This is a genomic window from Acetobacteraceae bacterium, assembly GCA_004843165.1.
In the GTDB taxonomy this organism is placed as follows: Bacteria; Pseudomonadota; Alphaproteobacteria; order Acetobacterales; family Acetobacteraceae.
Window position 1 is genome coordinate 545,447 of record CP039459.1, and the last position, 23,426, is coordinate 568,872.

Here is a 23,426-nt window from a genome sequence, read left to right on the forward strand (position 1 = left end):
AAGACATATTCAGCATAGCTTAAAATAAATTAAGCGTTTTCTTCTGCGGCTGGAACATTCAATGTTTTCACTGAACCCCCAGCTTTCTCCACAGCTGCGATTGCCGCAGCAGAGGCACCTGCAACTTCAAAATCAACTTTAGCACTGATTTCGCCACGTGCAAGCAAGCGAACGCCTGCAAGTTTTTTACGTGAGCTAACCAAGCCAGCTGCTTTCAAAGATTCAAAATTAACCAATTTACCTTTTTCAAGCTTACCTTCTTCAAGCGCTTGAGCAACAATATTTAGGTTAATGATGGCATATTCCTTGCGGAAGATATTCACAAAGCCACGCTTTGGCATCCGGCGATAAATTGGAAGCTGACCACCTTCAAAGCCATTAATGGCAACACCTGAACGTGCTTTCTGCCCTTTATGACCTGATCCAGAAGTCTTTCCCTTGCCAGAACCAATACCACGGCCAACCCGTTTTGCACGGTAATGTGCGCCTGGGTTATCACGTAGTTCGTTTAACTTAACCATGATTCTCCACTTTCACTAAATGCGCGACAACACGAATCATGCCACGGATGGCAGGTGTGTCTTCGAGCTCGCGAACAGCACCAATCCGGCGAAGACCTAGGCCTCTCATAGCCTCGGCTTGACCTGGTTTGGAACGAATTAAGGAACCAGTGCGGATGACCCGCACCTTTCCAGCCTCAACAGGAGGAAGCTGTTTTTTAGCCATTTGTCACCTCCGCTGCTGCTTCTTTATCCGCTGTGTGGCTACGGAAAAGCTGTGAAATCTTCTTACCACGACGCTGTGCAACCTGACGTGGGCTATCAGCGTTTGCCAATGCCTCAAAAGTCGCCTTAATCATGTTATGAGGATTACGACTACCTAGGCATTTTGCAACAACGTCGCTCACGCCAAGGCTTTCAAAAACCGCACGCATCGGACCACCAGCAATGATCCCTGTACCTGGAGGTGCAGAGCGCAATACCACTTTACCGGCCCCATAATGACCTTCAAGATCATAATGAAGTGTACGACCGTCTTTCATCGAAACACGGATCATATTTTTACGGGCACGTTCGGTTGCTTTGCGAATCGCTTCAGGAACTTCCCTTGCCTTACCCGCACCGTAACCAACACGGCCTTTTTGATCACCAACAACAACCAAAGCTGCAAAAGCAAAACGACGTCCGCCTTTAACCACTTTAGCAACACGGTTGATGGTAACTAACTTATCAATGACATCGTCGGTCTGTTCTGCCTTAGCCCGACCGCGTCCTTCTCTTGGTTCACGTACCATAATTTCTTCTCCTTAGAAGGACAGTCCCTTTTCGCGAGCCGCGTCAGCCAAAGCTTTTACACGACCATGATATAGATAAGACCCGCGATCAAAAACGACTTCTTTGACACCAGCTTTTAAAGCACGTTCAGCGACAAGCTGACCGACTTTTGTAGCAGCATCAATATTTGAGCCTTTTGAAACTTCTGCACGGAATTCTTTGTCCAAGCTAGAAGCGCTTGCGAGTGTCTTTCCTTGCGCATCGTCAATAATCTGAGCATGAATGTTCAGGTTAGAACGAAAAACAGAAAGACGAGGACGTCCATTCGCTTTTTTTCTTAATTGAAAACGAAGGCGGTCGCGACGACGATGCCGCGTTTCTTGCAATGATGCCATTACTTCTTCTTACCTTCCTTACGCAACAGAACCTCATTCTCATAGCGAACACCCTTACCTTTATAAGGTTCAGGTTTGCGGAAGTTACGAAGATCAACAGCAACTTGCCCCACACGCTGCTTGTCATTCCCCTCAACCACAATTGCTGTCGGACGTGGAACTGTAATCTTAATATCATCTGGAACTGGATAGATAACATCGTGGGAGAACCCAAGATTCATCACTAAATTTTTCCCCTGCACAGCGGCACGGAAACCTGTTCCTTGAATTTCAAGCGCTTTTGTAAAGCCTGTCGTAACACCTGTGACCATATTTGCGATCAATGCACGGGTTGTCCCCCACATTGCACCAGCAGGACCACGGCGTTTTGCATTAGGCTCAACGACAACACTACCATCTTCAACTTTAACAGAAACCTCAGCGGTAAGATCGAGAGAAAGTTCCCCTCTTTTACCTTTAACAACGCAACGGTTGTTTTTGATTTCTACGTTCACCCCATCAGGTAGGGTGATTGTATTTTTACCAACTCGTGACATAAATTCCCTCCTTAGAAAACGCGGCAGAGAATTTCGCCGCCAACATTGGCTGCGCGAGCTTCATTATTTGAGAGAACGCCTTGTGGTGTGGACAGAACGGAAATACCCAGTCCGGCACAAACACGAGGAAGTTCTTTAATTGGGGAATATACCCGGCGACTTGGTTTAGAAACACGTGTAATTTTACGAATTACAGGCTGCTCACCAGAATATTTCAACTCGATACGAAGTTGATTGACGCCTTTGCGTACTTCTTCTGTTGAGAAACCACGAATATAACCTTCGCGCTGCAACACAGCTAAAACGCTTGCACGAAATTTGGAAGCAGGTGCTACGCAAACTTTGTGACCAGCTTTCTGCGCATTACGAATGCGGGTAAGCATATCCCCCAAGGGATCAGACATTGCCATCTTATAAGCCTCTTATTACCAGCTGGACTTCGTTAAACCAGGGATTTGCCCGGCTGAAGCAAGATCCCGTAAAGCAATACGGGACATACGGAATTTACGATAGTTCGCACGCGAACGACCAGAAATCTCACAGCGAAGACGAACGCGTGTTGCAGATCCGTTGCGTGGAAGGCTTGCAAGCTTAATGGTGGCTGCAAAACGCTCTTCAATAGGAAGATCACGATCGTAAATCGTCTTTTTAAGAGCATCGCGTTTTTCACGATCGCGCTGAGACATCGCAGCGCGTCTATTATTCCGGTTAACTGCCGAAACTTTTGCCATATATTTTTCTCCTAGAACCTTTCGGAAAATTCCGAGGGTTTTCTTTGGCGCTCCGTTAACCGGAGCGACATTATCTTATCTTAAAAGCGTAAGTTATAAAACCCTTAGGCCGTAAATGGCATATTAAAGGCTTTTAACAACGCATGTGCTTCTTTGTTTTCTCTCGAAGAGGTAACAAAGATCACATCCATCCCACGAACGGAATCAACTTTATCATAGTCGATTTCAGGGAAAATAATCTGCTCTTTAAGACCTAGTGCGTAATTGCCATTTCCATCGAAGCCTTTTTTAGAAGACAACCCACGGAAATCACGAATACGTGGCATCGCAATATTGATAAGACGGTCAAGAAATTCATACATTCTCTCCCCTCTCAATGTTACCATGCAGCCAATTGGAAGACCCTCGCGGATTTTAAATCCTGCGATAGCCTTACGCGCACGGGTTTTGACCGCTTTTTGACCCGAAATAAGAGTCATATCAGCAACGGCAGCATCCAGTTTTTTCTGGTCAGCTGCAGCTTCGCCAACACCCATATTAAGAACAATTTTCTCAAGGCGTGGAATTTCCATTTCATTTTTAAATGAAAATTCTTCCTTCAACTTCGAACGGATTTCGCGCTTATACAGATCGTACAAACGTGGCGCAGAAGCAGAAGCGTTTTTTTCTGACATTTCGTGCCCCTTAGACATCAAGGACTTCACCAGTGGCTTTGGCAATACGTACTTTTTTGCCATCTTCCACGCGGAAACCTACTTTTGTAGGTTTATCCGTTTTTGGATCAATCAGTTTAAGATTGGAAAGGTCGATCGGCATTGCTTTTTCAACAATTCCGCCACCTTCACCCATACGATTAGGTTTGCTGTGACGTTTTGCCAAAGCAGCACCTTCAACGATCGCTTTCCCTTCTTTTGGGAAAACTTGCAGAACTTTACCGCGGTGACCACGAGATTTACCCGTGATAACCAAAACGGTGTCGTCTTTTTTAATACGTGCAGCCATGTTTATAGCACCTCCGGAGCCAATGAAATAATTTTCATAAACTTCTTAGCTCTGAGCTCACGAACAACCGGACCAAAGATACGTGTACCAATTGGCTCCGACTGTTTGTTCAAAAGAACTGCAGCATTTTTATCAAAACGAATGGTCGAACCGTCAGCACGACGCACAGGATAAGAAGTGCGCACGATAACAGCCTGATGAACGTCCCCTTTTTTCACTTTTCCGCGAGGAATAGCTTCTTTAACAGAGACAACGATAACATCACCGACCGAAGCGCTTCTACGCTTAGATCCGCCAAGAACTTTAATGCACTGGACACGGCGGGCGCCGGAGTTATCGGCGACCTCTAGATTTGATTCAACAATAATCATGCCGTCTTCTCCTCTGATGCAGCGATAGGCTGATCATTGCGGAAAATCACTTTCCAAGTTTTACGCTTGGAAATTGGTGCACATTCTTCAATGCGAACGATATCACCAACGTGACATTCGTTTGCAGGATCATGCGCCGCATATTTTTTAGAGCGACGAATGAATTTTTTATACAAAGGATGTTTAATCCGACGATCCACAAGAACCGTAACGGTTTTATCCATCCTGTCACCGGTTACCCGGCCAGTTAAGACGCGTTTAGGCAAGTAACCTCTCCCCTACGACTGAGCGGCAGACGCTTTAGGCGCTGCGTTATTATTTTTTTTACGTTCTTCGCTAAGAAGTAATTTAATACGAGCAACAGCCTTGCGAACGACTGCAATTTCTGCAGCGCTCTCTTGCTGACTCGTTGCCAAACGGAAACGTTGGTTGATTTGCTCTTTTTTAAGCTCAACCAACAATCCGCGCAACTCATCAATGCTTTTGCTGCGAAGTTCTTCGATTTTATAGCTATCAGCCTTGACCTTGCTCATGCACCTTCTCCTAAACGGCTGACAAATTTAGTTTTAATTGGTAATTTTGCCGCCGCGAGAGAGAATGCCAAACGAGCAATTTCAGGTGAAACACCTTCAATCTCAAAAAGAATTCTTCCTGGCTTAACACGTGCAGCCCAATATTCTGGATTACCTTTACCAGATCCCATACGGACTTCAGCAGGTTTTGCTGTCACCGGAAGATCTGGGAAAACTCTAATCCAGACACGTCCAGCACGCTTCATCGCACGTGTAATCGCACGACGAGCGGCCTCGATTTGACGGGCTGTAATTCTTTCGGGCTCAAGAGCCTTTAGACCGTAAGTCCCAAAGTTTAGACGCGTACCCCCCTTGGCCATGCCATGAATACGCCCTTTGCGAACCTTACGAAACTTGGTACGCTTTGGAGAAAGCATAATCTATATTCCTATTACCTAGTATCTGCAATCAGCGTTGAGGCGCTTGTTCAGCTGCCTTACGATCTTGCGCTTGCGGATCATGGCCAAGAACTTCACCTTTAAAGATCCAGACCTTAACGCCACAAGCCCCATAAGTTGTTTGAGCGGTAGCTGTACCATAGTCAATATCGGCACGAAGTGTATGCAATGGCACACGACCTTCACGATATTTTTCATCTCTGGCAATTTCTGCGCCACCTAAACGGCCACTGCAGGTAATACGAATACCCTGAGCGCCAAGACGCATAGCAGATTGAATAGCACGTTTCATTGCGCGACGGAATGCTACACGACGTTCCAACTGCTGAGCAATATTCTCAGCAACCAATGTCGCATCAATTTCCGGCTTGCGAATTTCAACAATATTTAGGGAGACGTCAGCATTGGTCATACGACTTAGCTCCTTACGAAGCGTGTCGATATCCTGACCTTTTTTACCGATAATCACACCAGGGCGAGCTGCATAGATGGTCACGCGCGGCTTTTTAGCTGGGCGTTCAATCACGATGCGGGAAACACCTGCACCTGAAAGTTTCTTACGCAAGAACTCTCTGAGTTTAATATCTTCATGAAGCTGTTTTGCATAGGTCTCACCAGCGTACCAACGGCTATCCCAAGTACGGTTAATCCCTAAACGCAGTCCAACTGGATTTACTTTATGTCCCATATCTTAGGCTGCCTTTTTTTCTGTAGAGTCAGAAGAGGTTGCAGGAGACTTTTTAGAGCCACGAGGAGCCTTAACAAGGTCTTGACCTTCTGGAACTTCCTCAACAACAATCAACAAATGACTGAAAAACTTTTGAATACCGCCGGCACGGCCACGAGCACGAGCGTGGAAACGCTTCATGACAAGAGCTTTACCAACTTCTGCACGGCGAACGACCAAACGATCAACATCAAGCTGATGATTGTTTTCGGCGTTAGCAATCGCACTTTCAAGAACCTTTTTAACGGTTTGTGCAATACGACGGCGTGAGAAAGTCAATGTATCCAATGCTTTTTCAGCAGTTTGGTTGCGGATGACTTGTGCAACTTCATTAAGCTTGCGTGGGCTAACTCTTAGGTTGCGCAATACGGCTTGAGCCTGATTTGAAGGCAAAGTGCGGGGAGCTTTTTGTTTACCCATAATGAATTATCCCCTCTTTGCTTTCTTATCTGCACCATGACCCGTATAGGTACGGGTTGGTGAGAACTCACCAAATTTATGGCCAACCATATTTTCAGTAACTTGAACAGGCAAGAATTTACGCCCGTTATAGACACCAAAGGTTAGACCAACGAACTGAGGAAGGATTGTGGACCGGCGGGACCAAATCTTAATAACTTCGTTACGACCAGATTCTCTGGCTGCCTCAGCTTTTGCAAAAAGATACCCGTCGACAAACGGGCCTTTCCAGACGGAACGTGCCATCTTTTAAAACTCCTTATTTACCCGTTTTACGACGACGGATGATCAAGTGATCAGTTTTTTTGTTATTGCGGGTCTTGAAGCCCTTGGTTGGTTTACCCCAAGGTGTAACAGGATGACGACCACCAGATGTACGGCCTTCACCACCACCGTGTGGATGGTCAACCGGGTTCATGACAACGCCTCGGTTATGAGGACGACGCCCTTTCCATCTTTGACGACCTGCTTTACCTAGGCTTTGGTTCATATTGTCAGGATTGGAAACTGCGCCAACCGTTGCCATACATTCACCACGAACCAAGCGTAATTCGCCAGATTGGAGTTTAAGCTGAGCATAACCGCTATCTTTACCGACCAACTGAGCATATGTACCAGCGGAACGCGCAAGCTTTCCACCTGCACCCTGCTTTAGCTCAATATTATGGACAATGGTTCCGACAGGCATTGAACGCAATGGCATTGCATTCCCTGGTTTTGCATCGACTTTTTCACCAGCAATAACTTTATCACCGACCTGCAAACGCTGAGGTGCGAGGATATAAGAAAGTTCTCCATCCTCATAACGGATCAAAGCAATAAATGCTGTACGATTTGGATCGTACTCAATACGTTCGATTTCTCCGGCAACGTCAAATTTACGACGACGGAAATCAATGAGACGATAAGCTTTTTTATGCCCACCACCACGGAAACGCACTGTAATATGACCGTGATTATTACGCCCACCTGTTGAAGTTTTACCTTCGGTCAAGGTTTTTACGGGCTTACCCTTCCACAGACCGCTACGGTCAATAAGAACCGTTCCGCGATTGCTGGGAGTTGTAGGGTTAAAATGTTTTAATGCCATTTGAAAACCTACCCAATCTTGGCTGTTAGATCAATCTGTGCCCCAGGAGCCAGGCGAACATAGGCTTTTTTGACATCAGAACGTGTACCAACACGGCCTTTTGTACGTTTAACCTTTCCTTTCTGGTTCAAGGTTTGAACAGAGATAACACTTACCTTAAAAATTTCTTCGACAGCGCGACGAATAGCTTCTTTTGTTGCAGTTGGTGCAACAGTAAAGACATACTGCCCTGTTTCGGAAACAAAGGTTGCTTTTTCTGTAATGACAGGTGTGCGAACAATGTCGAGCAATTCAGCATCGGACAAAGCAGCGACAGCTTTTTTATTTGCGTAAATTTGTTTTACACTCATGCTGCAGCTCCTTTTGATAGACGCTTTTCAAGACCTTCGACAGCTGCACGTGTCAAAACCAAAGTGTCATGTTTTAGAATATCATACACGTTTGCACCAGCAACCGGGAGGACATCCAGCCCAATTACGTTTGCAATGGCATTTGAAAATTCAGGATTAACAGCCGCATCGATAAAGAGTGCGGATTCTAGTCCTAGATTTTTAACAGTTTCAGCAGCCTGCTTTGTTTTTGCAATACCTGCAGCTTCTTCGATAAGAAGAATTTTACCTTCCGCGACTTTCTGAGAAAGTGCTGAAAGAAGACCAAGACGTCTTACTTTCTTCGGTAAGCTGTAAGCATGCGAACGCAGCACAGGACCATGAACAACACCACCAGTACGATACTGAGGCGCACGCACAGAACCGTGACGAGCAGAACCCGTACCTTTCTGACGATAGACCTTTTTGGTTGTTCCTGAAACTTCACTACGACTTTTAATAGCATGATTACCGGAACGGGCTTTCGCCAACTGCCAGAGCACCACGCGCGCCATTATATCGGTGCGTGGCTTGATGCCAAAAATTTCCTGGGAAAGAGGCATTTTACCTTTTGCCTCACCTCCCAGATTTTTTACTTCAACTTCCATTTATTCCAGCCTTATCTAATATCTTATTGCGCCGCTTCAGCCACATGTGTTGGATATGGGGCTTCTGGGTGGCGCTGCTTTTTAACAGCATCAGAAACAAGGACGTAACCTTCTTTAGAGCCTGGAACAGCTCCTTTAATAAATATTAAGTTATGTTCTTGATCCACAGCTGCGATTTCAAGGTTCTGAGTTGTTACACGGCGATCACCCATGTGACCAGCCATTTTCTTTCCCTTAAAAACTTTTCCAGGATCTTGGCGCTGACCAGTAGAACCGTGCGAACGGTGACTAATGGACACACCATGGGATGCTTCCAAACCACGGAAGTTATGCCGTTTCATAGCACCGGCAAATCCCTTACCTTTACTTGTTCCCGTAACGTCAACTTTTTGACCTGGGACAAAGTGAGCTGCTGTTAACTGGGTACCAACATCAAGGACGGCATCCTCAGCTACTCTAAACTCAACAAGTTTCTTTTTCAACTGAACTTTTTGACTTGCAAAATGGCCACGATTTGGCTTGCTGACATGCTTTGCTTTCGCTTCGCCGTAGCCAAGCTGAAGTGCGGCATATCCGTCACGTTCGATTGTTCTAACATCAACAACTTCAACATTATCAAGTTGAAGGAGTGTTACGGGAATGCTGACACCGTCTTCTTTGAAGATACGGCTCATTCCTAATTTTTTTGCAATAAGTCCGGTACGCATATCTGCCCTCAAAGTTTAATTTCGACGTCAACACCAGCAGCAAGGTCGAGCTTCATAAGCGCGTCAACTGTTTGTGGTGTTGGTTCAACGATGTCCAACAAGCGGCGATGCGTACGCATTTCGAACTGCTCACGACTCTTTTTGTCAATATGTGGTGAGCGGTTAACCGTAAAGCGCGCAATATGTGTCGGGAGGGGAATAGGACCACGTACCCGAGCCCCCGTTCTTTTCGCTGTGTTTACAATATCACGAGTACTGCTATCGAGCACCCGGTGGTCATAAGCTTTTAGGCGTATACGAATATTTTGATCGTCCATTATCCTACTTTGAGCCCTACATTATTTTAATAAAAATGAACAAAGACCTTTGCAAGGCCCATGCAATAGACGGCCTTGGAAGTCCAAGACTCCCAAGGCCGTCTAAGTTTAATAGCAGATATTATTTCTTAACGGAAGAGACAACACCCGCACCAACTGTACGACCACCTTCACGGATAGCAAAGCGCAAGCCTTCATCCATAGCAATCGGAGCAATCAGTTTAACATCCATAGCAATGTTATCACCAGGCATGACCATTTCAACGCCTTCTGGAAGCTCAACAACACCTGTAACGTCTGTTGTTCTGAAATAGAACTGCGGACGATAGTTGGTGAAGAATGGGGTGTGACGACCACCTTCTTCTTTTGTCAAAATATATGCTTCAGCTTTGAATTCGCTGTGTGGTGTAATGGAACCTGGTTTTGCAAGAACTTGACCACGTTCAACATCTTCACGTTTTGTACCACGCAACAATGCACCGATGTTATCACCTGCTTCACCACGATCAAGCAATTTACGGAACATTTCAACGCCGGTGACAGTTGTTTTTGTTGTGTCTTTAAGACCAACGATTTCAACTTCGTTACCAACATTGATTTCACCGCGCTCAATACGACCGGTAACAACTGTACCACGACCGGAAATTGAGAAAACGTCTTCAATTGGCATCAAGAATGGACGATCAATTGGACGTTCTGGCTGTGGAATGTAAGCATCAACAGCTGCCATCAATTCAAGAACTTTGTCTTCACCGATGGAGGCATCACCATCTTCCAATGTTGCCAAAGCGGAACCCTGGACAATTGGAATATCGTCGCCTGGGAATTCGTATGAAGAAAGAAGCTCACGAATTTCCATTTCCACGAGTTCAAGCAACTCAGGATCATCAACCTGATCAACTTTATTCATGAAAACGACAAGTGCAGGAACACCGACCTGACGTGAAAGCAAGATGTGCTCACGAGTCTGTGGCATTGGACCGTCAGCAGCGGACACAACCAAGATTGCGCCATCCATCTGAGCCGCACCTGTGATCATGTTTTTAACATAGTCAGCATGGCCTGGGCAGTCGACGTGAGCATAGTGACGGTTGTCTGTCTCATACTCAACGTGAGCTGTGGAAATTGTAATACCACGTGCTCTTTCTTCTGGGGCTTTATCAATTTGATCATATGCGCTGTATTCTGCGCCACCTCTTTTAGCAAGCGTTTTTGTGATCGCAGCTGTCAAAGATGTTTTACCGTGGTCAACGTGACCGATGGTGCCAATGTTGCAATGCGGTTTATTCCGCTCAAACTTAGCTTTAGCCATAACCTATCCTTCCTAAAAACTTCCCTGTTTTTAACAGGTTGTAACCTTTATATTTACCAACAAAAATTAAAAAGACTTACCAACGATAATGGCTGAAAGCACGGTTGGCTTCGGCCATACGATGGGTATCCTCGCGCTTTTTAACAGCTGATCCACGATTATTAATCGCATCAAACAACTCTTGTGAAAGGCGATCACACATTGTCTTTTCGCTTCTTTTACGCGCTGCGTCAACAATCCAGCGAATAGCCAGAGCCTGACGACGTTCTGCACGCACATCAACTGGAACCTGATAAGTGGCACCACCAACGCGACGAGAGCGAACCTCAACTTGAGGTTTAACATTATCTAAAGCCGAATGGAACATGGCCACTGGATCTGCATCCGGGCCGCCCCTTTTGGCTAAGCTATCCAGAGCACCATAAAGGATGCGCTCTGCTAAAGATTTTTTCCCGTCATACATCATGACATTCATGAAACGGGTTAACACGACATCTCCAAACTTTGGATCTGGAAGAATTTCGCGCTTTTCAACACTATGCCGACGACTCATTCCCTACTCTCCTTATTTCGGACGTTTTGCACCGTAGTGTGAACGTCTCTGACGACGTTTTGGAATACCTTGCGTATCCAAGACACCACGAACAATGTGATAGCGCACACCTGGTAAATCCTTTACACGTCCGCCGCGAATAAGGACAACGCTATGTTCCTGAAGGTTATGACCTTCACCAGGAATATAACTCACCACCTCATAACCATTGGTCAGACGGACCTTGGCCACTTTTCTCAAAGCTGAGTTCGGCTTTTTTGGCGTTACGGTATAGACACGGGTGCAAACCCCGCGTTTCTGAGGGCATCCCTGCAAGGCTGGCACCTTGTTGCGTTTAGCCGCCGGCTGGCGACCTTTAGCAATGAGCTGGTTAATAGTGGGCATTCGCCTTATTCAATCCTTTTATTCTGTCTGCGATTCTATAGAATTCGCAAAACTTTAGTTATCTGTGAAAATATAACTACGTTATTACGCAGTCGCAACTTAAATAACCTAGTGGGGCAGAAAAATAACCTTTTATCTTCTGCCCCGTCAAGTCCTAGGCCATATAGAGGAAAGAGCGTGACTTAAGTGCTACTTTACACGAAAGTCAGGACTCGTCTTCCATTTCAACCCCTAAAGAGGCTGTATCTTCAGCAAGTATTTCCGCATCATGTGCCGCTAAAGGAGAAGCTTTTTCTCCAATTTTGCGCATTTGACGCATCATTCCGCCCGTTCCTGCTGGGATCAAGCGCCCAACAATAACGTTTTCTTTCAGTCCCCCAAGATGATCTACCTTACCTGAGCTGGCAGCTTCTGTCAGCACACGTGTGGTTTCTTGGAAGGAGGCTGCAGAAATGAAGGATTCGGTCTGCAAGGAGGCCTTTGTGATCCCCTGTAGAACAGGAGAAGCTTCGGCAGGCTTACGCCCACTTTCTTCTAATTCACGATTCTCCGCATCAAAGACAAGACGATCCACAACTTCACCTAGCAACCAAACCGAATCGCCCGGATTGGTAATCTCAACCTTCTGGAGCATCTGACGAACAATCACTTCAATATGTTTATCGTTAATCTTCACCCCCTGAAGACGATACACATCTTGAACTTCATTCACCAGATATTCAGAAAGCGCCTCAACCCCAAGAACTTTCAGGATATCATGCGGAACACGTGGGCCATCCACCAATGGATCACCTTTTTGAATAAAGTCACCTTCCTGAACGGAAATACGTTTTCCTTTAGGAATGAGATATTCTGTCTGCTCTCCTGTTTCATCGTCTTTAACAACGATGCAACGTTTTGCTTTATAATCCCGTCCGAATTCAATACGGCCGCTATTTTCAGCAATAATAGCATGGTCTTTTGGGCTACGTGCTTCGAACAATTCAGCAACACGTGGAAGACCACCAGTAATATCACGGGTTTTTGAACCTTCACGTGGAATACGTGCAAGCACATCACCCGCATGAACTTCAGCGCCATTTTCAACAGAAAGAATAGAATCTGGGGAGAGGAAGTAGCGGGCTTCGTTACCGTTTGCCAGTCTCTCAATATTCCCTTTTTCATCTTTCAACTGAAGACGTGGACGTAAATCAACACCTTTAGCAGCTTGTTTATAGTCAACAACGACACGAGAGGCGAGGCCTGTAACCTCATCCATACGCTCCATCAAAGTAATGGAATCGATGAGATCCACATATTCAACACGACCGGCCTGCTCTGTAATGATTGGCAAGGTGTATGGGTCCCACTCGGCCAATTTTTGACCACGTGTAACTTTTTCATCTTGAGAAACCATCAATTTAGAGCCGTAAGGCACACGATAACGGGCACGTTCCACACCCTGCTCATCTGAGAGGATGATCTCGCAATTACGGGACATAACCACAGGAATTTTATGTGAATTCACAACCACGTTATGGTTTGCAATCGTTACTTTACCGTCACGGGCTGCTTCAACCATAGATTGCTCAGCACCACGTGTCGCCGTTCCCCCAATATGGAAGGTACGCATTGTCAACTGTGTTCCCGGCTCACCAATGGATTGCGCCGCAATAACACCGACAGCTTCACCCACATTGACTTCTGTACCACGTGCCAGATCACGTCCATAGCATTTTGCACAAATGCCGACACGACTATCACAGGTAAGAACAGAACGGATTTTGATATTTTCAATTCCCGCTTTTTCCAGAACTTCAATCGCCTCTTCATCCAAGAGAACACCCGCTTTATAGAGCAATTCACCAGAAACAGGATGATTGACATCCTCAGCTAAAGTACGGCCAAGGGCACGGTCTTCGAGAGAAGCGACAACTTCCCCACCATCCATGACAACATGGACATCGATTCCTCTTTCTGTACCACAATCCTTATCGCTAATGATGCAATCTTGCGCAACATCAACCAAACGACGTGTAAGGTAACCGGAGTTCGCTGTTTTAAGCGCTGTATCAGCAAGTCCTTTACGAGCACCATGGCTTGAGGTGAAGTAATCGAGAACCGAAAGACCTTCTTTAAAGTTCGCAACGATTGGCTGTTCAATAATTTCACCTGAAGGCTTCACCATCAAACCACGCATCCCTGCGAGCTGTTTCATCTGTGCTGGCGACCCACGGGCACCGGAGTCACTCATCATCCAGACAGAGTTGGTTGGTTTACCGATTTCAGAAGCAGAAATAGCTTCAACCATGGCCGCCTGAACCTCATCGGTACAACGTGACCATGTATCAACCACTTTATTGTAACGTTCACCAGCAGTAATCAAACCATCCTGATATTGCTGTTCAAATTCTTTAACCTCAGCGGCCGCACGGTCGACCAGTTTGGCTTTTGCTGCTGGCACAATCATGTCGTCTTTACCGAAGGAAACCCCAGCCAATGCTGCATGACGGAAGCCAATCGCCATCAATTGGTCACAGAAAATCACGGCATCTTTTTGGCCGCAATGACGGTAAACCATATCAATAACGCCAGAGACGGTCTTTTTGGTTAATTGACGGTTGATGAGACTGTAAGAAATGTGCGGATTATTCGGCAAAATGAGACCAATGATCGCACGACCTGGTGTCGTAACAACCACTTTGGAAACCATTTCCCCGTTTTCATCCATCTCTTTGAAACGTAAACGAATCTTTTGATGGAGGGTCACCTCATCTGCAGCAAGAGCGGCTTCGATTTCAGAAATAGAACCAAAAGCGGTTGGCGCAGGTGTTTTAATAACTTCTTTGCCTGTTGCTGGATCTTTTTCAAACTCAGCCGTATCCGGCGTAGCCTTAAATTCAGGTGTTTCCAAGCTGAGGTAATAAAGCCCCAACACAATATCCTGAGAAGGCACAATGATTGGCTTACCATTGGCAGGGCTGAGAATGTTATTGGTGGACATCATAAGCACACGTGCTTCAAGCTGAGCTTCCAGCGAGAGCGGAACGTGAACGGCCATCTGATCCCCGTCAAAGTCAGCGTTAAAAGCTGTACAGACCAACGGATGAAGCTGAATGGCTTTACCCTCGATCAAAATTGGCTCAAACGCCTGAATCCCCAAACGATGCAATGTTGGCGCACGGTTAAGGAAGACGGGATGTTCTCTAATGACCTCTTCAAGAATATCCCAAACTTCTGGACGTTCTTTTTCAACCATTTTCTTTGCTGCTTTGATCGTATTGGCATGGCCATATTTTTCAAGCTTGGCATAAATAAATGGTTTAAAGAGTTCCAACGCCATTTTCTTTGGAAGACCACACTGATGTAATTTCAGTTCAGGCCCCACAACGATAACGGAACGACCCGAATAATCAACACGTTTTCCCAAAAGGTTTTGACGGAAACGCCCCTGCTTCCCCTTCAACATATCTGAAAGCGATTTTAGCGGACGTTTATTTCCGCCAGAAATGGCTCTGCCACGACGCCCATTGTCAAACAAAGCATCGACAGATTCTTGAAGCATACGCTTTTCATTACGAACGATAATGTCCGGCGCACGCAACTCCATCAAACGTTTTAAACGGTTGTTACGGTTAATCACACGACGATAAAGATCATTTAGATCAGAAGTCGCAAAACGACCACCATCCAATGGCACCAATGGACGGAGTTCAGGTGGGATGACCGGAATAACATCCAAAATCATCCATTCTGGTTTTCCACCGCTTTCCACGAAAGCTTCAACCATTTTTAAGCGTTTAACCAGTTTCTTTCTGGCGGCTTCAGAAGTTGCCTTACGAAGTTTTTTACGCAAAATGGTTTTTTCAGAATCTTCATCTGTGATTTCGGCATCGTAATCAAAAGGATCTGGCTCTCCAGATTCTTTTGCGGCTCGGCTTAAAAGGCGTTCTTCCTCATTTGGAATACCCCAATCATAGCTTGAAAGCGCCTTCTTAATGGCTTCTGCACCGATACCGACATCCAGACCTGCATCCGGATACATATCCAGAAGATCTTCACAGCGCTCCTCATCAAGAAGATACTGATCACGTCTCTTTGCATATTTGAAGGATTCAATTTCCTCTGAATCGCAAATACCTTTATCCAGAACAAAAAATTTCTCGAAATAAAGGACAGGTTCCACATCCTTGAGAGGAAGATCCAACAAAGTCGCAATACGGCTTGGAAGGGATTTCAAGAACCAGATATGCGCTACAGGAGACGCAAGCTCAATATGCCCCATGCGCTCACGACGGACTTTTGCCAAAGTGACTTCAACGCCACATTTTTCGCAAATAATCCCACGGAATTTCATCCGTTTATATTTACCACAAAGACATTCATAATCTTTGGTTGGACCAAAAATACGCGCACAGAAAAGCCCGTCACGTTCTGGCTTAAAGGTACGGTAGTTAATGGTTTCAGGCTTTTTGATTTCTCCAAAGGACCATGAGCGGATTTGCTCAGGAGAGGCCAGACGGATTCTAATCTGATCAAAAGCCCCCTGTTCTGGTGAAGTCCCTAAAATTTTGGTGATCTCTTTCATTCGCCACTATCCTGCTTGCCGGGAAGTTTGGGGAAATGACTAAAACCATCTCCCCATTCTACCTTAAGAGCTTATAAAGCTCGTTTATTATTTATTTAAACGTGTCTCCGAAAGAACCGAACTCAGTTAGAGCCCTGTTCCAGCTCGACGTTAAGACCAAGTGATTTCAACTCTTTTGTCAAAACGTTAAAGCTTTCCGGAATACCCGCTTCAAAATCCTCATCCTCACGAACGATGGATTCATAAACTTTTGTTCGTCCAGAAACGTCATCTGATTTAACTGTAAGCATTTCTTGAAGCGTATAGGCTGCGCCGTATGCTTCCAATGCCCAGACTTCCATCTCCCCAAAACGCTGCCCACCGAACTGCGCTTTACCTCCCAGCGGCTGCTGGGTGATGAGAGAGTAAGGCCCAATGGAACGGGAATGGATTTTATCATCGACCAAGTGATGCAGTTTAAGCATGTAAATATAACCAACGGTTGTTTTACGCTCAAATTTCTGCCCTGTACGCCCATCAATCAACTGAGACTGCCCAGAGACATCAACACCCGCTTTTTCCAGCATTTTTTCAATATCTGGAATAGAAGCTCCGTCAAAGACTGGGGTTGCAATAGGCACACCTTTACGGATGTTTTTCATCAACTCAAAAAGCTGATCATTAGACATCTCTGCAATATCTTCTTTGAAGACACGATCGCCATAAACATCTTTTAAGGCATCCAGAAGTTCCTGACGACGCTCACCTGTGCGCTGATAATCATCAACAATTTCACCAATATTTTGGCCAATATTGGCACATGCCCAGCCGAGATGGGTTTCGAGGATCTGCCCGACATTCATACGAGAAGGCACACCCAATGGGTTCAAAACAATATCAACAGCCTTTCCGTTCTCAAGGAATGGCATATCTTCAATTGGCACAACACGGGAGACCACACCCTTATTTCCATGACGCCCAGCCATTTTGTCACCTGGCTGAAGCTTACGCTTCACCGCAACAAAAATTTTGACCATTTTCATTACGCCCGGGGAAAGTTCATCACCACGTTGTAGCTTATCAACTTTATCCTCGAAATGGGCATTAATCCGTGCAACCGCCGCATCATATTCTTTACAAATTGTCTGAATAGAAGTTGCGGTATCTGCATCGGCTAAAGGAATATCTCTCCAGTTAGAACGTGGGATTTCTCTCAAGAGTTCTAACGTGACCGTATCCCCTTTTTTAAGGTTTTTAACCGTTTTGGATTTTGTTGCGGCACCGACTTCCTGACCCACAAGACGTGCTTTTAAACGGTCATGGAAGTTGCGTTCTTGAATGGCACACTCATCGTCACGATCTTTTGCAAAACGTTCGATTTCATTGCGCTCAATGGCCATTGCACGTTCATCTTTATCCACACCACGGCGGGAGAAAACACGCACATCAACAACGGTTCCACTTGTGCCTGGTGGAAGCTTCAAAGACGTATCACGGACATCTGAAGCCTTTTCCCCAAAGATAGCACGTAGGAGCTTTTCTTCCGGTGTCATTGGGCTTTCCCCTTTTGGGGTCACCTTACCAACGAGAATATCACCCGGCTCGACTTCTGCACCGACATAAACAATACCGGCCTCGTCAAGATTTCTAAGCGCTTCTTCCCCGGCATTTGGAATATCACGTGTGATTTCCTCTTGTCCGAGTTTTGTATCACGGGCCATGACTTCAAATTCTTCCAAATGAATGGAAGTAAAGACATCATCACGTGCGATACGTTCTGAAATGAGAATAGAATCCTCATAGTTGTAACCATTCCATGGCATAAAGGCCACAAGAACGTTACGACCTAGCGCAAGCTCACCCTGCTCTGTGGAAGGGCCGTCTGCAATAATATCACCAGCAGCAACACGTTCACCCACCTTAACCAAAGGACGCTGATTGATACAAGTGGATTGATTAGAACGCATATATTTACGCAAACGGTAAATATCAACGCCCTCAATATTGTCCTCGTCATCTGTTGCGCGGATAACCACACGGGCACCATCGACCTGATCGACAACACCGCCACGTTTTGCAACGATCGCCGCACCAGAATCACGGGCAACAGCCGCTTCCATTCCTGTGCCGACAAGCGGCGCATCAGACTGAACCAATGGCACGGCCTGACGCTGCATGTTGGATCCCATCAATGCACGGTTCGCATCATCGTTTTCCAAGAAGGGAATCAAAGCAGCGGCCACAGAAACGAGCTGTTTTGGAGAAACGTCACAAGCTGTCACCTGCTCTGGCGGTACCAAACGGAAGTCACCAGACTTACGAACAGAAACCAATTCGCTGGTTAAACGACCTGTTTTAGGATCTTGCGCCGCATCTGCCTGCGCAACGGTAAGTTTTTCCTCTTCCGTTGCGGAGAGATATTTAAAGCCGTCCTGAAGAACACCATCCTGCACCAAGCGATAAGGCGTTTCAATGAAACCATATTTATTCACGCGGGCATAAGTTGCCAGAGAGTTAATCAATCCAATATTTGGACCTTCTGGCGTTTCAATCGGGCAAATACGACCATAATGGGTTGGATGAACGTCACGGACTTCAAACCCTGCACGCTCACGTGTCAAACCCCCTGGGCCCAAAGCAGAAAGACGACGTTTATGTGTCACTTCTGAAAGTGGATTGGTTTGATCCATAAACTGACTGAGCTGTGATGAGCCGAAGAACTCACGAACAGCTGCTGCAGCAGGTTTTGCATTGATTAAGTCGTGCGGCATCGCTGTATCGATTGGAGAAGAACTCATTCTCTCACGAATGGCACGCTCCATACGCAACAGACCGATCCGATACTGATTTTCCATCAATTCACCAACGGAACGGACACGACGATTTCCAAGGTTATCAATATCATCAACCTGACCACGGCCATCTTTTAAGTCACAAAGAACTTTAATGGTGCGGATAATGTCCTCTTTGCGTAGCGTACGAACTGTATCTGGAACATCCTCTTCAAGGCGCATGTTCATTTTCACACGACCAACAGGGGAAAGATCGTAGCGCTCAACATCAAAGAAAAGGCCGCTCAGCATGGCTTCTGCCGCTTCACGGGTTGGTGGCTCACCCGGACGAATGATGCGATAAATATCAATCAGCGCCTCATCACGTGTACGGTTTTTATCCGCCATCATTGTATCTCTGATCCAAGGACCATGAGAAGCATCCACAGCCAAGGTTGGCAATTCTTTAACGTGCGCCTCTTGAATTTCAGCAAGAAGCTCTTCCGTGATTTCCTCACCAGCCTCTGCGTAAATCAAACCTGTTTTTTTATTAACAATATCGCGCGCAACCAAACGCCCAATCAGATCGTTCGCTGTTGCACTCACCGTTTTTGTGTTTTCAGCAATTTTCTTGGTGATACGTGCTGTCAACTTCGCCCCGGCTTCCGCAACAACTTCCCCAGTATCGGCATCTACCAATGGAGAAAGCAATTTCAGACCACGGAAAAATTCAGAATCAAAAGAACGTGCCCAGCCTTTTCCATGACGGAAGAAAGAAACGGTATCATAAAATTCACGTAGAATTTCATCCTGATCCATTCCCTGGATGTCTAGAGCATCAACATCTCCGCCCTCTTCTGCCTTTTTATTGCGTGCTTTGATGGAATTTTCACCTTCAAGCGCATAAAGAAGCGTTGTCACGGGCAGCTTACGCTTACGGTCGATTCGAACATGAAGAATATCTTTTGCATCAAATTCAAAATCGAGCCATGAACCACGGTAAGGAATCACACGTGCTGTATAGAGATACTTACCGGAAGAATGTGTTTTACCTTTATCATGATCGAAGAAAACACCTGGGCTACGGTGCATCTGAGAAACAATAACACGCTCTGTTCCGTTAACAATAAAGGTGCCATTCTCTGTCATTAGGGGCATTTCCCCCATATAAACAGGCTGCTCCTTAAGATCATGAATTGTACGGGCTCCCGTATCTTCATCAATATCCCAAGTCGTCAAACGCAAAATAACCCGCAAAGGCGCTGAATATGTTAAGCCACGCTGCAGGCATTCCTCAACATCATATTTGGGTGTTTCAAATTCATAACGTTGAAAGTCCAGACGACCACGTCCGCCAAAATCATGAATTGGAAATACGGAACGAAAAACTTCCTGAAGCCCAGAAGGCGAACGAGAATCAGGATCAACGTCACGCTGCAAAAAGCTCTCATAAGAGGCTCTCTGAACATCAATAAGATTCGGCATTGTTACGACTTCAGGGATGCGCCCAAAGCTTTTCCGAATCTTCTTTTTCGCATTAAATGCTTTCTCTTTTACCATTTAGTAACTCCTGCCCGCCGTCTTAAACACCAGAGAATTTTGGAACAAAAAAAGTTTCATCCCTATGCTTTACGCTTTACTGTCGCCACTTGGCGCAATTTTTACTTCTATAAATATCTTTAACTTAGCACATATATATGCACTGCCCCACGCCCGTATTATTATAACTTCTCACAAACGGCAAGGAAGGGCGATGTAAACATCTCCCTTCCTCAACCAGCCCAATAAGGGAAAAATCCCCTTTATACGGACTTGCCAGTAAAGTTAAATAATTATTTAACTTCGACTGTTGCGCCAGCTTCTTCAAGAGCTTTTTTGATCTTGTCAGCTTCGTCTTTGGAAACACCTTCTTTAAGTGTTTTTGGTGCGCCTTCAACCAAGTCTTTAGCTTCTTTCAAGCCAAGCCCTGTGATACCACGGACTTCTTTAATGACGTTGATCTTTTTTGCGCCAGCATTTGCCAAGATGACATCAAATTCTGTCTTTTCTTCAGCAGCGGCACCAGCAGCAGCAGGAGCAGCGGCAGCAGCGACAGGCGCAGCAGCAGAAACACCCCATTTTTCTTCCAAAAGTTTGGAAAGCTCAGCAGCTTCTAGAACTGTAAGAGCAGATAGTTCGTCAACAATTTTAGCTAAATCAGCCATTTTTTAATCCTTATTCGTCACTTAAAAATATATTCACAAAAATTTTTGTAAATTGTCAGATGCTTTATCCCCATTGCCTTAAATTTTAAGGCTTTGAAGATTAAGCTTCTTCCCCTTCAGGTTTCATTGCTGCAAGACGTGCAATCTGGCTAGCAGGCGCTTGCGCCAATCTAGCAATTTTAGACGGCACACTCACAACCAAGCCAGCAAGTTTGGCACGAAGCTCTTCAAGAGATGGCAATTCAGACAAGGCCTTAATTGCGTTCTCATCAAGAACTTGGTTTCCAAGAGCACCACCAACAACAACGAGCTTTTTGTTCGTTTTTGCAAAATCGGTAAGCGCTTTTGCAACGGCCACAGGCTCATCTGCCCATGAAATTGCTGTTGGACCTTGGAAAAGGTCAGCAAGATTTTCGTATGATGTATTCGGTAAAGCCCGTGTCACCAAACGATTTTTCGCAACCTTATATGACGCACCAGCAGAGCGAATTCTTTGACGAAGTTCACTCGTCTCGTCGGCATTTAGACCCTCATTTCGGGAGACAATCACAATATTTGCGGTCTCAAATACTTTAGCCAGCGATGTGACTAAAGCTTCTTTCTCATTGCGGTTCAAACGCACCTCCTTTAGACGCTCTTATGCGTCCAGCCAGTTTTGTCAGCTTCACCTTGAAATTAAGATTAAGCCAACCTGCCACTTTGGCTGAAGAGAAGATTTGTCACAAAACGCCAAAAGATTATTCTTTGGACGAACGTAAACTTAAAAACTTCCTCTTCCACCTCACACCCGCCTCTTTATCCAGGTGAATAAAGATATTTAGAACCCTTAAAAAGTCCAGCGTGCGCTCTCAGGCAGAAAGAAGGGAGAACACCCCCCTCTTATTCCGTTAAAACAATCCAGAATGGATTATTGCGTAATTCCAGACATATCTACAGCAATTCCTGGCCCCATTGTTGAGGAGACAGAAAGGGCTTTCATATAGACACCTTTTGCACCTGATGGCTTATCCTTTTGGACAGCATCAAGAAGTGCACGAATATTTTCTTCAAGCTTTTTCTCATCGAAAGAAGCTTTACCAACACCTGCATGCACAATACCGCTTTTTTCAGCACGATATTCAACCTGACCAGCTTTAGCGCTTTCAACAGCTTCTTTAACATTCATGGTAACGGTTCCAAGACGTGGGTTTGGCATCAAACCACGAGGCCCAAGAATCTTACCCAAACGCCCAACAAGCGCCATCATATCCGGCGTTGCGATGCAGCGATCGAAGTCAATCTTACCAGATTGGATTTCAGCAACCAAATCTTCAGCGCCGACAATATCTGCACCAGCGGCCTTAGCTTCTTCAGCTTTTGGACCACGTGCGAGAACGGCAACACGCAAATTTTTACCGGTACCATGTGGCAAAGAGACCATGCCACGAACCATTTGATCCGCATGGCGTGGGTCAATACCGAGACGCAAAGCAACTTCAATTGTTTCATCAAACTTAGAGGTTGCAAATTCACGAATAAGCTTAACGGCTTCTTCCAATGGATAAGCGCGTGCAATATCAAGCTTTTCTGCGATTGCTTTTTGTTTTTTGCTTTTAATCGCCATGAATTAAGCTCCCGTCACTTTAATGCCCATGGAACGGGCGGAACCAATCAGCATACGCACGGCTGCTTCGACATCATGTGAATTCAAGTCTTTTGCCTTGATTTCAGCAATCTCACGAAGCTGATCGACCGTAACAGATCCGACTTCAGCAGCACGACCAACGGTTTGAGAACCTTTTGTAATTTTTGCTGCTTTGAGCAAGAAATATGTGTTTGGCGGTGTTTTTGTAATAAAGCTGAATGTGCGATCTGCATATGCAGTAATCACGACAGGAATTGGCATCCCTGCTTCCATACCCTGCGTTGCCGCATTGAATTCTTTACAGAATTGCATAATGTTAAGGCCACGCTGACCAAGCGCAGGACCGACTGGTGGTGAAGGGTTCGCCTTACCAGCCGGAATTTGTAGTTTAATGTAGCCAACAATTTTTTTGGCCATAATCCGGAAACCTTTCAAATAATGAAAAATAATGATTCCGAACCGCGGTCAAACAGGAGT

30 protein-coding genes are annotated in these 23,426 nt (G+C 45.6%); all 30 read right to left on the minus strand.

Features of this window, described 5'->3' with window-relative positions; translation table 11 throughout:
* Positions 1 to 29: 29 nt before the first annotated feature.
* Positions 30 to 521: a 50S ribosomal protein L15 gene (locus FAI41_02625; protein QCE32560.1), complete on the minus strand. Its 492-nt coding sequence runs from the start codon at positions 519 to 521 to the stop codon at positions 30 to 32.
* A complete protein-coding gene (gene rpmD, locus FAI41_02630) occupies positions 514 to 726 on the minus strand; it encodes a 50S ribosomal protein L30 (GenBank protein QCE32561.1) in 213 nt (70 codons plus the stop codon). The genes FAI41_02625 and rpmD overlap by 8 nt, the downstream gene beginning before the upstream one ends.
* Positions 719 to 1,294, minus strand: coding sequence for a 30S ribosomal protein S5 (locus tag FAI41_02635; protein ID QCE32562.1), 576 nt, complete (start codon positions 1,292 to 1,294; stop codon positions 719 to 721). The genes rpmD and FAI41_02635 overlap by 8 nt, the downstream gene beginning before the upstream one ends.
* Before the next feature lie 12 nt (positions 1,295 to 1,306).
* Entirely contained in the window at positions 1,307 to 1,669 is a 363-nt protein-coding gene (locus FAI41_02640; GenBank protein QCE32563.1) for a 50S ribosomal protein L18, read from the minus strand.
* Positions 1,669 to 2,205: a 50S ribosomal protein L6 gene (locus FAI41_02645; protein ID QCE32564.1), complete on the minus strand. Its 537-nt coding sequence runs from the start codon at positions 2,203 to 2,205 to the stop codon at positions 1,669 to 1,671. The genes FAI41_02640 and FAI41_02645 overlap by 1 nt, the downstream gene beginning before the upstream one ends.
* 11 nt (positions 2,206 to 2,216) lie before the next feature.
* Complete coding sequence (gene rpsH / locus FAI41_02650) at positions 2,217 to 2,615, minus strand: 30S ribosomal protein S8 (GenBank protein ID QCE32565.1); 399 nt, start codon at positions 2,613 to 2,615, stop codon at positions 2,217 to 2,219.
* A gap of 15 nt (positions 2,616 to 2,630) precedes the next feature.
* Positions 2,631 to 2,936 (minus strand): 30S ribosomal protein S14, encoded by a 306-nt coding sequence (gene rpsN / locus FAI41_02655; GenBank protein ID QCE32566.1) that lies wholly within the window; start codon positions 2,934 to 2,936, stop codon positions 2,631 to 2,633.
* A 104-nt stretch (positions 2,937 to 3,040) separates the two neighbouring features.
* Positions 3,041 to 3,610, minus strand: coding sequence for a 50S ribosomal protein L5 (gene rplE, locus FAI41_02660; GenBank protein QCE32567.1), 570 nt, complete (start codon positions 3,608 to 3,610; stop codon positions 3,041 to 3,043).
* Between the two features lie 10 nt (positions 3,611 to 3,620).
* Positions 3,621 to 3,938: a 50S ribosomal protein L24 gene (locus FAI41_02665; GenBank protein ID QCE32568.1), complete on the minus strand. Its 318-nt coding sequence runs from the start codon at positions 3,936 to 3,938 to the stop codon at positions 3,621 to 3,623.
* A 2-nt stretch (positions 3,939 to 3,940) separates the two neighbouring features.
* A complete protein-coding gene (rplN, locus tag FAI41_02670; protein ID QCE32569.1) occupies positions 3,941 to 4,309 on the minus strand; it encodes a 50S ribosomal protein L14 in 369 nt (122 codons plus the stop codon).
* Positions 4,306 to 4,575 (minus strand): 30S ribosomal protein S17, encoded by a 270-nt coding sequence (gene rpsQ / locus FAI41_02675; GenBank protein QCE32570.1) that lies wholly within the window; start codon positions 4,573 to 4,575, stop codon positions 4,306 to 4,308. Before rpsQ ends, rplN begins: the two co-directional genes overlap by 4 nt.
* Positions 4,576 to 4,587: 12 nt before the next feature.
* Positions 4,588 to 4,842 carry a 50S ribosomal protein L29 gene (rpmC, locus tag FAI41_02680; protein QCE32571.1) on the minus strand — a complete coding sequence of 85 codons (255 nt, stop codon included), beginning with the start codon at positions 4,840 to 4,842 and terminating at the stop codon, positions 4,588 to 4,590.
* Complete coding sequence (gene rplP / locus FAI41_02685) at positions 4,839 to 5,258, minus strand: 50S ribosomal protein L16 (GenBank protein QCE32572.1); 420 nt, start codon at positions 5,256 to 5,258, stop codon at positions 4,839 to 4,841. Before rplP ends, rpmC begins: the two co-directional genes overlap by 4 nt.
* Positions 5,259 to 5,289: 31 nt before the next feature.
* Positions 5,290 to 5,967: a 30S ribosomal protein S3 gene (gene rpsC, locus FAI41_02690; protein QCE32573.1), complete on the minus strand. Its 678-nt coding sequence runs from the start codon at positions 5,965 to 5,967 to the stop codon at positions 5,290 to 5,292.
* Between the two features lie 3 nt (positions 5,968 to 5,970).
* Positions 5,971 to 6,426: a 50S ribosomal protein L22 gene (locus FAI41_02695; GenBank protein ID QCE32574.1), complete on the minus strand. Its 456-nt coding sequence runs from the start codon at positions 6,424 to 6,426 to the stop codon at positions 5,971 to 5,973.
* A 6-nt stretch (positions 6,427 to 6,432) separates the two neighbouring features.
* Positions 6,433 to 6,711, minus strand: coding sequence for a 30S ribosomal protein S19 (rpsS, locus tag FAI41_02700; GenBank protein ID QCE32575.1), 279 nt, complete (start codon positions 6,709 to 6,711; stop codon positions 6,433 to 6,435).
* A 13-nt stretch (positions 6,712 to 6,724) separates the two neighbouring features.
* Positions 6,725 to 7,555 carry a 50S ribosomal protein L2 gene (gene rplB / locus FAI41_02705; GenBank protein QCE32576.1) on the minus strand — a complete coding sequence of 277 codons (831 nt, stop codon included), beginning with the start codon at positions 7,553 to 7,555 and terminating at the stop codon, positions 6,725 to 6,727.
* An 8-nt stretch (positions 7,556 to 7,563) separates the two neighbouring features.
* Complete coding sequence (locus FAI41_02710; protein QCE32577.1) at positions 7,564 to 7,905, minus strand: 50S ribosomal protein L23; 342 nt, start codon at positions 7,903 to 7,905, stop codon at positions 7,564 to 7,566.
* Complete coding sequence (gene rplD / locus FAI41_02715) at positions 7,902 to 8,531, minus strand: 50S ribosomal protein L4 (protein QCE32578.1); 630 nt, start codon at positions 8,529 to 8,531, stop codon at positions 7,902 to 7,904. Before rplD ends, FAI41_02710 begins: the two co-directional genes overlap by 4 nt.
* A 23-nt stretch (positions 8,532 to 8,554) precedes the next feature.
* Positions 8,555 to 9,238, minus strand: coding sequence for a 50S ribosomal protein L3 (locus tag FAI41_02720; GenBank protein ID QCE32579.1), 684 nt, complete (start codon positions 9,236 to 9,238; stop codon positions 8,555 to 8,557).
* 8 nt (positions 9,239 to 9,246) lie between these two features.
* Positions 9,247 to 9,555: a 30S ribosomal protein S10 gene (rpsJ, locus tag FAI41_02725; protein QCE32580.1), complete on the minus strand. Its 309-nt coding sequence runs from the start codon at positions 9,553 to 9,555 to the stop codon at positions 9,247 to 9,249.
* A 121-nt stretch (positions 9,556 to 9,676) separates the two neighbouring features.
* Complete coding sequence (gene tuf / locus FAI41_02730; protein ID QCE32581.1) at positions 9,677 to 10,867, minus strand: elongation factor Tu; 1,191 nt, start codon at positions 10,865 to 10,867, stop codon at positions 9,677 to 9,679.
* A gap of 76 nt (positions 10,868 to 10,943) precedes the next feature.
* On the minus strand, positions 10,944 to 11,420 hold the full coding sequence (gene rpsG, locus FAI41_02735; GenBank protein QCE32582.1) for a 30S ribosomal protein S7: 477 nt from the start codon (positions 11,418 to 11,420) through the stop codon (positions 10,944 to 10,946).
* A 12-nt stretch (positions 11,421 to 11,432) separates the two neighbouring features.
* Complete coding sequence (locus FAI41_02740) at positions 11,433 to 11,804, minus strand: 30S ribosomal protein S12 (protein ID QCE32583.1); 372 nt, start codon at positions 11,802 to 11,804, stop codon at positions 11,433 to 11,435.
* 205 nt (positions 11,805 to 12,009) lie between these two features.
* Positions 12,010 to 16,371 (minus strand): DNA-directed RNA polymerase subunit beta', encoded by a 4,362-nt coding sequence (gene rpoC, locus FAI41_02745; protein QCE32584.1) that lies wholly within the window; start codon positions 16,369 to 16,371, stop codon positions 12,010 to 12,012.
* Between the two features lie 122 nt (positions 16,372 to 16,493).
* Positions 16,494 to 20,681, minus strand: coding sequence for a DNA-directed RNA polymerase subunit beta (gene rpoB / locus FAI41_02750; protein ID QCE32585.1), 4,188 nt, complete (start codon positions 20,679 to 20,681; stop codon positions 16,494 to 16,496).
* A 272-nt stretch (positions 20,682 to 20,953) separates the two neighbouring features.
* Positions 20,954 to 21,325: a 50S ribosomal protein L7/L12 gene (locus FAI41_02755; GenBank protein QCE32586.1), complete on the minus strand. Its 372-nt coding sequence runs from the start codon at positions 21,323 to 21,325 to the stop codon at positions 20,954 to 20,956.
* 100 nt (positions 21,326 to 21,425) lie between these two features.
* Positions 21,426 to 21,941, minus strand: coding sequence for a 50S ribosomal protein L10 (locus FAI41_02760; protein ID QCE32587.1), 516 nt, complete (start codon positions 21,939 to 21,941; stop codon positions 21,426 to 21,428).
* A 291-nt stretch (positions 21,942 to 22,232) separates the two neighbouring features.
* Positions 22,233 to 22,928 (minus strand): 50S ribosomal protein L1, encoded by a 696-nt coding sequence (locus tag FAI41_02765; GenBank protein QCE32588.1) that lies wholly within the window; start codon positions 22,926 to 22,928, stop codon positions 22,233 to 22,235.
* A gap of 3 nt (positions 22,929 to 22,931) precedes the next feature.
* Positions 22,932 to 23,366 carry a 50S ribosomal protein L11 gene (rplK, locus tag FAI41_02770; GenBank protein ID QCE32589.1) on the minus strand — a complete coding sequence of 145 codons (435 nt, stop codon included), beginning with the start codon at positions 23,364 to 23,366 and terminating at the stop codon, positions 22,932 to 22,934.
* Positions 23,367 to 23,426: the final 60 nt, after the last annotated feature.